Raw genomic sequence first — 12,518 nt, 5'->3', positions numbered from 1 at the left:
TCATCCGACCGCCGAAGATCTTCAAGGAGACACGAGAACCGTGACGGACATCGTCGACGAGCTGAAGTGGCGTGGGCTGTTCGCCCTGTCCACCGACGAGGACGCCTTGCGCAAGGCGCTCGCGGACGGTCCCGTCACCTACTATTGCGGCTTCGACCCGACGGCGCCGTCCCTGCACGTGGGACACCTGGTGCAGGTGCTCTCGCTGCGCCGGCTCCAGCAGGCCGGGCACCGGCCGCTGGCGCTGGTCGGCGGGGCGACCGGCCTGATCGGCGACCCGCGTCCCACCGCCGAGCGCACGCTGAACGACCCGGAGACGGTGGCCGGCTGGGTGGGCCGGCTGCGCGGCCAGATCGAGCCGTTCCTGTCCTTCGAGGGCGAGAACGCGGCGGTCATGGTGAACAACCTCGACTGGACCTCGGGTCTCTCCGCGATCGAGTTCCTGCGGGACATCGGCAAGCACTTCCGGGTCAACAAGATGCTCACCAAGGACTCCGTGGCCCGCCGCCTGGAGTCCGACCAGGGCATCAGCTACACCGAGTTCAGCTACCAGATCCTGCAGGGCATGGACTTCCTGCAGCTCTACCGGCGGTACGGCTGCACGCTCCAGCAGGGCGGCAGCGACCAGTGGGGCAACCTCACGGCCGGCCTGGACCTGATCCACCGGCTGGAGCCGGACGCCCAGGTGCACGCCATGGCCACGCCGCTGATGACCAAGGCGGACGGCACGAAGTTCGGCAAGACCGAGGGCGGCGCCGTCTGGCTCGACCCGGAGATGACGACGCCGTACGCGTTCTACCAGTTCTGGCTGAACGTCGACGACCGGGACATCTCTCGGTACATGCGGATCCTGTCCTTCCGGTCCCGGGAGGAACTGGAGGAGCTGGAGCGGCAGACCGAGGAGCGCCCGCAGGCCCGTGCCGCGCAGCGCGCGCTCGCCGAGGAGCTGACGACGCTGGTGCACGGCGCCGACCAGACGGCCGCGGTGATCGCCGCGTCCAAGGCGCTCTTCGGCCAGGGCGAGCTGGCGGAGCTGGACGACAGGACGCTGGCGGCGGCGCTGTCCGAGCTGCCGCACATCCAGGTCACCGAGCTGGCCCCCGTGGTCGACCTGCTCGCCGAGGTCGGTCTGGTGGCCAGCAAGTCGGCCGCCCGCCGCACGGTCAAGGAGGGCGGCGCCTACGTGAACAACGCGAAGGTCGCCGCCGAGGACGCGGTGCCCGCCCCGGAGGACCTGCTGCACGGGCGCTGGCTCGTGCTGCGCCGGGGCAAGAAGAACCTGGCCGCGGTCGAGGTCAAGCCGGCCTGAGACATGCGGGCCTGAGACATGCCGGAGGGCGGCTCCCGGACACCGGGGCCGCCCTTCGGCGTGTGGGCCGTCAGACGCGCTGCTGCTGTTTCCGCTTGCCGATCGTGGCCATGTAGAGGGCGTCGATCAGGGCGACGATGATGATCGCGGCGACGAGCTGGAAGGCGTGCCGGCTCCAGTCGATGCCCTTGGTCTGGGCCACGCCGAGGGCTGCGGCGATCGCGTTGCCGGCGATCGCGCCGAGGATGCCGCCGATGGTGGTCAGCCACAGGGGGCTGTGCTGCTTGCCCGGGATGACGGCCTTGGCGATGAGGCCCAGGACGAACCCCACGATGATCGCCCACAACCAGCCCATGGCTGCCTCCTCGTACCGATCGGTGTGAGCACTACGGCAAGTCTCCGCGTGCAGGCCGTACGGCGCATGTCGGACACGGCTGTACGTGGCCCGGCCGACGACGTCCGCGCGGGCGGGCGGCGACCCGGTCTCGTGGGCGGTGGGGGCGCGGCGTAACGTGGAGGTGTCGTGCGCGGGCTCTTCGCCCGCGCGCGGGCGAAGGTTGCGGGCCATGGGAGTCCGATGCGGGCGGATGGTGGAATGTGATGCGGAAGCAGCACGGCGGCAACGTCCAGGTGTTCCGGATCACCGGCGCCCGGACCGGTCTGGCCGAGGACGTGCGGGGCCGGCAGCGGCGGTACGTCATCTCGATGACGATCCGGACCGCCTCGGTGATCCTCGCGGCGACCCTGTGGAACGTCGAACGGTACGTCGCCATCGTGGCGCTGGTGCTCGGGGCGGTGCTCCCCTACATCGCGGTGGTGATCGCGAACGCCGGCCGGGAACGGCCGCCCACGCTGCCGTCGACCTTCGTCACGGCCCCGACGCGGCCGATGATCACGCCGCCGCGCGCGGAGGACGAGGGCACGCGAGCGGAATCCGTACCGGAGGACCTGTCGGCCGAGCCGGGGCCGCAGGGGCCCGGCGAGCGGCCGGAACGGGCCTGACCACGGCGGATCCGGGGCGGTGTGCCGGGCTCGCCGGCAAGCTCAAGAAAAGCTCAATTTCATCGTGCGGTTCAGTGCCGGACGCAGGGTGACCCATGACATACTGCGTACGCGCTCCGCATCCCCCGTCGGAGCGACGGACCGACGCCGGGCAGCTCCCCCCGTGGCTGCTCGGCGTCGCCTTGTTTACGGGGGATCTGCGAGACGGAACCAGTGACGAAGCCGTGAGTGACGAGACCCCCATCTGCTCCGCCAAGGGCTGCCGTGCCGCCGCCGTGTGGGTGCTGGCCTGGAACAACCCGAAGATCCACACCCCGGAGCGGCGCAAGACGTGGCTCGCCTGCGACGAGCACCGCGAGCACCTCTCGCAGTTCCTCGGCGTCCGGGGCTTCCTGAAGGACGTGGTGCCGTTCGAGGAGTGGCGGGCGGCCGAGGGGTCCTAGACCCGTCGCCGGATACCCGTCCGCCACCTCCGCGGCAGGCGCTAGGTCGTGTCCGCAAAGTCGCGTCGTTCGCCCGCAGGGCGGGCGTCGCGGCGTCCGGTGCGTGCTCTCGGCGGGCCGGCCGGATGCCCTCGTACTGGGTGTACTCGGGCTTTCGGCCGGTGCGGCGAGAGTGCGTGCCGGGCGTCGCGACGCAGACGCGACTTTGCGGACACGGCCTAGCCGCCGATGGCCGACATCGGCCGGTCCGGCTGGACGAAGGAGGGGTCGTCGAGGCCGGCTCCGGCCTTCTTGCCCCACATCGCCAGGCGCCAGATGCGGGCGATCTCCTCGTCGGGGGCGCCGGAGCGCAGGGCCGCCCGCAGGTCGGTCTCCTCGGTGGCGAACAGGCAGGTCCTTATCTGGCCGTCGGCCGTGAGGCGGGTGCGGTCGCAGGCCGCGCAGAACGGGCGGGTGACCGAGGCGATCACGCCCACCCGGTGCGGGCCGCCGTCGACCAGCCAGCGCTCCGCCGGCGCCGAGCCGCGCTCGTCGGCGCCCTCGGGGGTGAGGTCGAAGCGGGTGCGCAGGGAGGCCAGGATGTCCCCGGCGGTCACCATGCCCTCGCGCTTCCAGCCGTGCTGGGCGTCGAGCGGCATCTGCTCGATGAAGCGCAGCTCGTAGTCGTGCTCGACCGCCCAGGCCAGCAGGTCCGGGGCCTCGTCTGCGTTGAGCCCAGGCATCAGGACCGAGTTGACCTTGACCGGGTCGAGGCCCGCCTCGCGGGCGGCCGCGAGGCCCTCCAGGACGTCCCGGTGGCGGTCGCGGCGGGTAAGGGTCTTGAAGACGTCCGGGCGCAGGGTGTCCAGGGAGACGTTGACCCGGTCCAGGCCCGCCGCCTTCAGGGCGGACGCGGTCCGCCTGAGTCCGATGCCGTTGGTGGTGAGGGACATCTGCGGCCGGGGCTCGAGGCCCGCGACGCGCTCGACGATGCCGGTCAGGCCGGGGCGCAGCAGCGGCTCGCCGCCGGTGAAGCGGACCTCCTCGATGCCGAGCAGGCGGACCGCGATGTCGATGAGACGGACGATCTCGTCGTCCGTGAGCAGGTCGGGCTTGGCCAGCCACTGCAGGCCCTCCTCGGGCATGCAGTAGGTGCAGCGCAGATTGCACCGGTCGGTCAGCGAGACCCGAAGGTCGGTGGCGACTCGGCCGTAGGTGTCGATGAGCACGTGGGCCCCCTCCCTCGGTACCGCATCATCGTTCTCCGTCACCTGCGAGCCTACGTGAGACCGCCGACAACGGCGGTGGCCGGATCCCACGAGGCACGGCGAGGCCGCGTCGTAGGACCGTACGATCCGGTACGACGCGGCCGTCGTCGCGAGGGTCAGTGCGCTCCGGTGCCGGTCAGGGACCGCACCTCCAGCTCCGCGTACTTCCCGGCGTCCGGGGCTTCCTTGGAGAGCAGGGTGCCGACCGCGCCCAGCAGGAAGCCGACCGGGATCGAGATGATGCCCGGGTTCTCCAGCGGGAACCAGTGGAAGTCGACGTCCGGGAACATCGAGGTCGGCTTGCCGGACACCACGGGCGAGAACAGCACGAGGCCGACCGCGGTGACCAGGCCGCCGTAGATCGACCACAGGGCGCCCGAGGTGGTGAACCGCTTCCAGAACAGGCTGTAGAGGATGGTCGGCAGGTTGGCGGAGGCGGCGACCGCGAAGGCGAGGGCGACCAGACCGGCCACGTTCAGGTCGCGGGCCATGGCGCCGAGCAGGATGGAGACGGCGCCGATGCCGACGGTGGCCCAGCGGGCCGCGCCCAGCTCCTGTTTCTCGGTGGCCTGCCCCCTCTTGATGACGTTGGCGTAGATGTCGTGGGCGAAGGAGGACGACGAGGCCAGGGTGAGGCCGGCGACCACCGCGAGGATGGTGGCGAAGGCGACGGCCGAGATGGTGGCGAGCAGGATCGCGCCCCAGTTGGAGTCCACTCCGCCCAGGTGCAGGGCGAGGAGCGGGGCGGCGGTGTTGCCCGCCTTGTTGGAGGCGATGATCTCGTCGGGTTTGATCAGCGCGGCCGCGCCGAAACCGAGGGCGAGGGTCATCAGGTAGAAGGCGCCGATCAGGCCGATCGCCCAGATGACGGACTTACGGGCGGCCTTGGCGGTCGGCACCGTGTAGAACCGGATCAGGATGTGCGGCAGGCCCGCGGTGCCGAGGACCAGGGCGATGCCGAGGGAGATGAAGTCCAGCTTGGTGGTGCCGGTGGCGCCGTACTTCAGGCCGGGCTCCAGGAAGGCCGAGCCCTTGGCGCTGTTGTCGGCTGCCGTGCCGAGCAGGTCGGAGATGTTGAAGTGGAACTTCAGCAGGACCAGGAAGGTCAGCAGCAGGGCGCCCAGGATCAGCAGCACCGCCTTGACCATCTGGACCCAGGTGGTGCCCTTCATGCCGCCGATGGTGACGTACACGATCATCAGGACGCCGACCAGGGCGACGATGCCGATCTTGCCGCCGTCGCTGGTGATGCCGAGCAGCAGCGAGACGAGCACGCCGGCGCCGGCCATCTGGGCGAGCAGGTAGAAGATCGACACGACGATGGTGGAGACGCCGGCCGCGGTGCGCACGGGCCGCTGGCGCATCCGGTAGGCCAGGACGTCGCCCATCGTGTAGCGGCCGGAGTTGCGCAGTGGTTCGGCGACCAGCAGGAGGGCGACCAGCCAGGCCACCAGGAAGCCGATGGAGTACAGGAAGCCGTCGTAGCCGAAGAGGGCGATGGCGCCGGCGATGCCGAGGAAGGACGCGGCGGACATGTAGTCGCCGGAGACGGCCAGGCCGTTCTGGAAGCCGGTGAACTGCCGTCCGCCGGCGTAGAAGTCGGCGGCGTCCCGGGTCTGCCGGCCGGCCCAGACGGTGATCACGAGGGTCGCGGCGACGAACACCGCGAACAGCGTGATGATCAGCGTCCGGTGCTCGCCGGCCTCGCCGGCGGCGAGCAGGGTGTGCTGTGCGGGAGTCATGCTCCGCCCTCCATCCGGGACTTGATGGCCTCGGCGCGCGGGTCGAGCTTGGCCGCGGCGTGCCGTGCGTACCACCAGGCGATGAGGAACGTGGTCAGGAACTGCGCGATGCCCAGGACGAGGGCCACGTTGATGTTGCCGGCCACCTTGGTGCCCATGAAGCCGCCCGCGTAGCAGGAGAGCAGCACGTACAGCAGGTACCAGGTGGTGAAGGCGATGGTCAGGGGGAACGCGAAGGAGCGGTTGGCGCGGCGCAACTCAGCGAATTCCGCGCTCTGCTGGACCTCGGCGAACTCCTCGGTGGAGGGAAGGTGGGCTTGCGGTTTCGCGGGTGGCGGTGTCTCGGTGGCCACGGGCTCTCCTCGCGTCGGACATGCGCTGCGTCGACCTCACACGGACAGGAAGTCACGTTACCGGCAGTCGTGGGACGGCTCCGGGGAGTGACTCCGGTGGCGGGCCGGCGCTGGTGACGGGCCCTCCGTCCACGGTCACGGAGCCGCGCCCGGACCGGTTCAAGTCGGCCTGCCCCTTTCGGAGATCAGATCGGGGAGATAGCTTCGGCCTGCACCACCCGTCATGTACGCGCCCAAGCACCACCTGTGTCTCGGGCGGTTCCGTATCCGGATGATGTGGAGATCCCATGGCTCATCTGCGCTCCAGACGCCGACTGGCACTCGCCGTGCCGGTCGTGCTCTCACTGACCGCCTCGCTCGGCTTCCTGCCGGCGGCGGCCTCGGCGGCGACCGAGGCGGCCACGACGGCACGGGCGGCGGACGGCCCGGCCCTGGCGTACGTGGTCAACACCAGGACGGACCACCGCACGATCGAGTCGGTGGAGCGGGCGGTCTCCCGCAACGGCGGCACCGTCGTGGCGAGTTACGCCCGGATCGGGGTGATCGTCGCGCACTCCGCGCAGGCGGACTTCGGCGCGCGGATGCGCGCGGTGCGCGGCGTGCAGTCGGCGGGCGCGACACGCACCGCCCCGCTGAGCGCGGCGGGCACGACGGACGAGGGCGCGGTCCAGGTCCTGTCGAAGGCGGAGGCCGCGAAGGCCGCCCGGGCCGCGGCGACGGGCGAGGAGCCCCTCGAGGCCGACCAGTGGGACCTGCGGTCGATCGGCGCCGACAAGGCCGCGACGATCAACCCGGGCAGCCGGAGCGTGACCGTCGGCGTGATCGACACGGGTGTCGACGACACCCACCCGGACATCGCCCCGAACTTCTCCGCGTCGCAGTCGGCGAACTGCGTGAGCGGCAAGGCGGACACGACGTACGGCGCCTGGCGGCCGGCGGACGCCGACCACTACCACGGCACGCACGTCGCGGGCGAGATAGCCGCGGCCCGCAACGGCATAGGCGTGGCGGGCGTCGCGCCCGGCGTGAAGGTCGCCAGCATCACGGTGGCCCAGCCGGACTCGACCTCGCTGTTCTACCCGGAGAGCGTGGTCTGCGCCTTCGTCTTCGCCGCGGACCACGGCGTCGAGATCACCAACAACAGCTACTACGTCGACCCGTGGCTGTACAACTGCATGGACGACCCCGACCAGCGGGCCATCGTGGACGCGGTCAACCGCGCGCAGCTGTACGCCCAGCGCAAGGGCACGCTCAACGTGGCCTCGGCGGGCAACTCCAACGACGACCTCGACTCCGACGCGATCGTGGACGACTCCAGCCCGGACGACTCGACCGCCACCACCCGGACGGTCGACCCGCACGAGTGCTTCGACATCCCGACCCAGCTGCCCGGCGTGGTCACCGTGAGCGCGGTGGGCGTCAAGGGCGCCAAGTCGTACTACTCCAGCTACGGCAAGGGCGTCGTGGACGTGGCGGGACCGGGCGGCGACAAGTACCAGATCCCGGACACGCCGTCGAAGAACGGCCGCATCCTGTCCACGCTGCCGAACAACCAGTACGGCTTCCTCCAGGGCACCTCCATGGCGTCCCCGCACGTGGCCGCCGTGGCCGCGCTGCTGAAGTCGGCGCACCCGCACGCCACTCCGGCCCAGCTCCAGGCGCTGCTCAAGGCCCAGGCGGACAACCCGGGCTGCCCGGCGGGCCCGTACGACGGTGACGGCGACGGAGTCGTGGACGCGACCTGCGTCGGCGGCAAGCGCGTCAACGGCTTCTACGGGTCCGGAATCGTCAACGCTCTGCGCGCGGTGCGCTGACCCCGGCCCCGCGCACGGGTGCCGCCGGACGATTCCGGCGGCACCCGCCCGGTCGCGATCGCCCGGAACACCAGGCATTCCGAACACCAGGCATTCCGACCGCGCCACGGCCGCCCGCCTCGCGATATTGATCGAATCAATAATGCATAGTGCGGTCATGACGGATATCGAGTTCGCCTGGACGGCGCTGGGCGGCGACCCCGCCCTCCTGTCGCGTGTATCGGTCGTCGAGCGCCCGGGCGCGCTGCCGGCACGGCTGCCGGTGAGCCGGCTGGCGCGCGCGTGCGTCGGCGCGTGCGCGCTGGCCGCCGCCGAGCTGGGGGCGCGGCGGGCAGGGGCCGGCCGGGTGCCGAGGGCCGAGGTGGACGACGGCGCGGTCGCCGCCGCGTTCCACAGCGAGCGGCTGCTGCGGGTGGACGGCAGGGCCCCGGTCGCCTTCGCGCCGCTGTCCCGGTTCTGGCGGACCGCCGACGGCTGGGTGCGCACCCACGCCAACTACCCGCACCACCGCGCCCGGTTGCTGCGCGCGCTGGGCCTCACCGAGGACGTCACGGTGGCGGAGGCGGGCGCGCGGATCGCCGAACGCTCCGCCCTGGAGGTGGAGGACACGGTCACCCGCGCCGGCGGTCTCGCCGTGGCCCTGCGCACCCCGGCGCAGTGGGCGGCGCACGGACAGGCCGCCGAGGTGGCCGCCCGGCCGCTGGTCGAACGCGAGCGGCTGGACACCTCCCCCGCGCGCGTGCCGCCCCCGCTCGACCCGGCCGCGGCCAGGCTGCTGCCCGCCTCCGGCCTGCGCGTCCTGGACCTGACCCGGGTGCTGGCCGGTCCGGTCGCCACCCGCACGCTCGCGCTGCTCGGCGCGGACGTGCTGCGCCTGGACCCGCCGGGCTCTCCCGAACTCCCCGACCTGCACGCCGACACGGGCTTCGGCAAGCGGTCGGCCGTTCTCGACCTCACCACCGGCCGGGACACCCTGGAGGAGCTGCTGGCCGCGGCGGACGTCGTCGTGACCGGCTACCGGCCCGGCGCCCTGGACCGGTTCGGGCTCTCCCCCGAGGCGCTGGCGGAGCGTCGCCCCGGCCTGGTGGTGGCGCAGGTCTCGGCGTGGGGCGCGTACGGGCCCTGGGCCGGGCGGCGCGGATTCGACAGCCTGGTGCAGGCCGCGACCGGCATCGCGGTGACCGAGGGCTCGGCCGAGCGGCCCGGGGCGCTGCCCGCGCAGGCCCTGGACCACGGCACCGGGTACCTGCTGGCGGCGGCCGTGCTGCGGGCGGTGACCGAGCGGTCGTACGACGGGGGCGGCCGGGTGGTGCGGCTGGCGCTCGCCCGTACCGCGCACTGGCTGACGGACGGGATGCCGCCCGCCCGTGCCGGTGGCGACGGCGCCGGGTACGAGGGCCCGGACGCCTGGCTGGCGGAGACCGGCAGCCCACTGGGACGGCTGCGGCACGCCCTGCCGCCGGTGTCCTTCACGGGCGGCCCGGCCGGCTGGGCGCGGCCCCCGGCGCCCTGGGGGTCGGACCCCGCGCGCTGGGACTGAGCGGGGGGGCGGCCGGAAACGTGCGTGCCGGCGGAAGGGCGGGGCGCCGGTCGTCCGCCGGGACTTGCCCGGTTCCCGGCCCGCTGGCGAGGATCGCGGGGTGACCTCGATACGACCGGCCGCCGGGACCGGGGAAGCGGACGGCGCGGCCCGCGGGACCGGGACCGGCCGGGCCGTGGCCGTGCTGGTGCTGGTGGCCCTGGCGGCCGTGATCCCGCTGTTCGGGCCGCCCGCGGCGCTGCACGGAACCGGGGAGGCCGCCGCGCCCGGGGCGGGCGGCATCGCGCTGCTGCGCGGGGTGCTGTTCGCCGCGCTGTGCGTGCCGCTGGGCGAGCTGTTCGTGCTCCGGCTCGCCCGGCGGCTGCCCGGCGTCCCCGCCGGACGGCCGCGGAGCTGGGCGCCGGCCGCGAACGCCGCCGGTCTCGCCGCGGCGCTGGCGCTGGCCGCGGTGGTCTCCGCCGGCAACCTGATCCCGCACGGCCCGGGCCAGATCGACGTCGGCGGCCTGTACGACTCCCGCGACGGCCGGCTGGCGCTGCTGGAGGTCAACGGCTTCCTGCTGGCGGGGCTGTGCGCGCTCGGCCGCCGGCCGGCGCTCCAGGTGTGGCCGCTGGCCGCGGTGGTGGTCGCGGAGGCGCTGCGCGCGCACCCCGCGACCGAGCAGGGCCCGCTGACCGGCTCCGCTCTGACGCTGGTTCACCTGGTCTGCGCGTCGCTGTGGACGGGAGGGCTGCTCCACGCGCTGCGGACCCTGCGGCGGTGGCGCGGCGACGCGGCCGGGCCCCGGCTGCTCGGGCTGTACGCGCGCGTGGCGGCCGTTCTGCTCGCCGCCCTCACGGCGACGGGCGTGTGCAGCTCGCTGCGGCGCATGCCGGCGGCGACGGTCGTGGACCAGCTCACGACGACGGCCTACGGGCGCACCCTGCTGGCCAAGGTGGTCCTGGTCGCCGTCGTCGCCGGGTTCGCCCTGTGGGCGCGGATCCGGCTGAGCCGCGCGGCGGACCCGCTGACCGCGTACGCCCCGGCGCGTGCCGAGGTGGCCGCCCTGGGCGCGGTGGTCGCGGTCTCGGGTCTGCTCACGGCTCTGCCGTTGCCGATCCGCTGGTCCTAGCCGGCTTCCGGCCTGGTGCTAGCCGTTGGTGACGAGCACCTTGAGGGCGGTCCGCTCGTCCATCGCCTTGTAGCCGTCCGGGACGCCCTCGATGCCGACGGTCAGGTCGAACACCGGGGAGGGGTCGATGGTGCCGTCGAGGACGTCGGGCAGCAGGTCGGGAATGTAGGCGCGGACCGGCGCGACACCGCCGCGCAGGGCGATGTTCCGGTCGAACATGACGCCGAGGTCAAGTCCGGTGCCGCTGCCGTGCGGCACGCCGACGAAGCCGATCGCGCCGCCGTCGCGGGTGACGTTCACGGCGGTCCGCATGGACTGCTCGGTGCCGACCGCCTCGACGACGGCGTGCGCGCCCTGACCCCGGGTCAGCTCTCGGACGGCCTCCACGGCCGCGTCCCCGCGCTCGGCGACGACGTCGGTGGCGCCGAAGCGGCGCGCGATGTCGGTGCGGACCTCGTGCCGGCCGAGCGCGATGATCCGCTCGGCGCCCAGCCGCTTGGCGGCCAGCACGGCGCACAGGCCGACGGCGCCGTCGCCGACCACGGCGACGGTGGCGCCCGGGCGGGCGCCCGCGCCGAGGGCCGCGTGGTGGCCGGTGCCGAGCACGTCGGAGAGGGTCAGCAGGGCGGACAGCAGATGGTCGTCGGAGGCGGCGTCCTTGGGCAGCTGGACGAGGGTGCCGTCGGCGAACGGCACGCGCACGGCCTCGCCCTGGCCGCCGTCGTAACCGACGGAGCCCCAGAAGCCGCCGTGCTCGCAGGAGGTCGTCAGCCCCTCGCGGCAGTAGTCGCAGACGCCGTCGGACCACATGAAGGGGGCGACGACCAGGTCGCCGCGCCGGATGGTGGACACCTCGGAGCCGGTCTCCTCGACGATGCCGAGGAACTCGTGGCCGATGCGCTGGCCCGGCTGCCGGGCCGCCTCGCCGCGGTAGGCCCACAGGTCGCTGCCGCAGATGCAGGCGCGCAGCACCCGCACCACGGCGTCGGTGGGCAGCTGGACCACGGGTTCGGGGACGTCCTCCACGCGCATGTCGTACGGGGCGTGGATGGTGGTGGCGCGCATGGCGAGGGTCCTTCTCGTGCGAGGGTGTCGTGCGGTGCGCCCGGGGGGTGGTCGAGCGCACCTCACGGTACGTCCTGCCGGCGGCGGGCCGCGCGGGCGGGGGCCGGGCCCGCCCGCCGCCGGCTACACCCCCGCCGCGCCCAGCAGCGTCCCGGCCAGGTACGTCACCCCCATCGCGAGGGCGCCGCCCACCGCGTTGCGCAGTACCGCGCGGCCGGGCGCGGCGGCGCCGAGCCGGGCGCTGCTCCAGCCGGTGAGCACGAGCGCGGCCAGCACGGAGAGCACGGTGACCGGGAGCCGCCGGCCCGCCGGCGGCAGGACGATCGCCAGCAGCGGCAGCAGGGCGCCCACCGTGAAGGCCAGGAAGCTCGCCCAGGCCGCGTGCCAGGGGTTGGTGAGCTCGTCCGGGTCGATGCCCAGCTCCACGCGCGCGTGCGCCCTGAGCGCGTCCCGCTCGGTGAGCTGCTCGGCGGCCTCCCGGGCCACCTCGCGGGACAGCCCGCGCTCCTCCAGCATCTGGGCCAGCTCCTGCAGTTCCGCGGCCGGCTGCTCGCGCAGCTCCCGCCGCTCCTGGGCCAGCGCGGCCTTCTCCGAGTCCCGCTGGGTGGAGACCGACACGTACTCCCCGGCCGCCATCGACATGGAGCCGGCGAGCAGGCCGGCCAGGCCCGCGGTGAGCAGGGCGGCCCGTGAGTCGGTCGCGCCGGCCACGCCGACGACGAGGCCCGCGGTGGACACGATGCCGTCGTTCGCGCCGAGGACGGCCGCCCGCAGCCAGTTCAGGCGGGAGCCCAGCGCGCCGCCGTGTGTCTCGTCATGGGTTGGTTCCGTCACAGCAGGGAGAATCGCACAGCCGCGGCCGCGCCGGCGTCCCGCCGGGACCGTGCCGCGG

General features: G+C 73.4%; 12 protein-coding genes. 6 read left to right on the top strand and 6 right to left on the bottom strand.

The features are described 5' to 3' along the window. Positions 1-40: 40 nt before the first annotated feature. The gene (gene tyrS / locus ACFYU0_RS26110; protein WP_351673175.1) at positions 41-1,309 is read left to right on the top strand and encodes a tyrosine--tRNA ligase; all 1,269 of its coding nucleotides are present in this window, start codon (positions 41-43) and stop codon (positions 1,307-1,309) included. 70 nt (positions 1,310-1,379) lie between these two features. Here the strand turns inward: tyrS and ACFYU0_RS26105 are convergent, their stop codons facing one another. Further along, on the bottom strand, positions 1,380-1,664 hold the full coding sequence (locus ACFYU0_RS26105; protein ID WP_351673177.1) for a GlsB/YeaQ/YmgE family stress response membrane protein: 285 nt from the start codon (positions 1,662-1,664) through the stop codon (positions 1,380-1,382). Positions 1,665-1,909: 245 nt separating this feature from the next. Here ACFYU0_RS26105 and ACFYU0_RS26100 point away from each other — a divergent pair, with 245 nt between their 5' ends. Beyond that, entirely contained in the window at positions 1,910-2,311 is a 402-nt protein-coding gene (locus tag ACFYU0_RS26100; protein WP_351673179.1) for a DUF3099 domain-containing protein, read from the top strand. A gap of 224 nt (positions 2,312-2,535) precedes the next feature. Then, positions 2,536-2,754 carry a hypothetical protein gene (locus ACFYU0_RS26095; protein ID WP_351673181.1) on the top strand — a complete coding sequence of 73 codons (219 nt, stop codon included), beginning with the start codon at positions 2,536-2,538 and terminating at the stop codon, positions 2,752-2,754. Between the two features lie 218 nt (positions 2,755-2,972). On the opposite strand, the gene moaA is transcribed toward ACFYU0_RS26095, so the two are convergent. The 3 genes from moaA to ACFYU0_RS26080 form a co-directional block, all read right to left on the bottom strand. After that, on the bottom strand, positions 2,973-3,962 hold the full coding sequence (moaA, locus tag ACFYU0_RS26090) for a GTP 3',8-cyclase MoaA (protein WP_389304508.1): 990 nt from the start codon (positions 3,960-3,962) through the stop codon (positions 2,973-2,975). Between the two features lie 155 nt (positions 3,963-4,117). Then, positions 4,118-5,743 carry a cation acetate symporter gene (locus ACFYU0_RS26085; RefSeq protein ID WP_351669099.1) on the bottom strand — a complete coding sequence of 542 codons (1,626 nt, stop codon included), beginning with the start codon at positions 5,741-5,743 and terminating at the stop codon, positions 4,118-4,120. Then, positions 5,740-6,096, bottom strand: a complete 357-nt coding sequence (locus ACFYU0_RS26080) for a DUF485 domain-containing protein (protein ID WP_351669101.1) — start codon at positions 6,094-6,096, stop codon at positions 5,740-5,742. The genes ACFYU0_RS26085 and ACFYU0_RS26080 overlap by 4 nt, the downstream gene beginning before the upstream one ends. 287 nt (positions 6,097-6,383) lie before the next feature. Here ACFYU0_RS26080 and ACFYU0_RS26075 point away from each other — a divergent pair, with 287 nt between their 5' ends. The 3 genes from ACFYU0_RS26075 to ACFYU0_RS26065 all read left to right on the top strand — a co-directional run bounded on the left by ACFYU0_RS26075 (position 6,384) and on the right by ACFYU0_RS26065 (position 10,561). Continuing rightward, a complete protein-coding gene (locus ACFYU0_RS26075; protein ID WP_351669103.1) occupies positions 6,384-7,910 on the top strand; it encodes a S8 family serine peptidase in 1,527 nt (508 codons plus the stop codon). Between the two features lie 157 nt (positions 7,911-8,067). Next, positions 8,068-9,450 (top strand): CoA transferase, encoded by a 1,383-nt coding sequence (locus ACFYU0_RS26070; protein WP_389304505.1) that lies wholly within the window; start codon positions 8,068-8,070, stop codon positions 9,448-9,450. A 100-nt stretch (positions 9,451-9,550) separates the two neighbouring features. Continuing rightward, on the top strand, positions 9,551-10,561 hold the full coding sequence (locus ACFYU0_RS26065; RefSeq protein WP_389304503.1) for a CopD family protein: 1,011 nt from the start codon (positions 9,551-9,553) through the stop codon (positions 10,559-10,561). Between the two features lie 18 nt (positions 10,562-10,579). Here the strand turns inward: ACFYU0_RS26065 and ACFYU0_RS26060 are convergent, their stop codons facing one another. Beyond that, a complete protein-coding gene (locus ACFYU0_RS26060; protein ID WP_389304501.1) occupies positions 10,580-11,626 on the bottom strand; it encodes a zinc-dependent alcohol dehydrogenase family protein in 1,047 nt (348 codons plus the stop codon). A 123-nt stretch (positions 11,627-11,749) separates the two neighbouring features. Further along, on the bottom strand, positions 11,750-12,460 hold the full coding sequence (locus ACFYU0_RS26055) for a VIT family protein (protein ID WP_389304499.1): 711 nt from the start codon (positions 12,458-12,460) through the stop codon (positions 11,750-11,752). Between the last annotated feature and the right edge of the window lie 58 nt (positions 12,461-12,518).

This window comes from Streptomyces sp. NPDC003720, from assembly GCF_042875075.1.
In the GTDB taxonomy this organism is placed as follows: domain Bacteria; phylum Actinomycetota; class Actinomycetes; order Streptomycetales; family Streptomycetaceae; genus Streptomyces.
The sequence above is the reverse complement of the archived record's forward strand: the minus strand, read 5'-3'. Positions and strand labels throughout refer to the sequence as shown.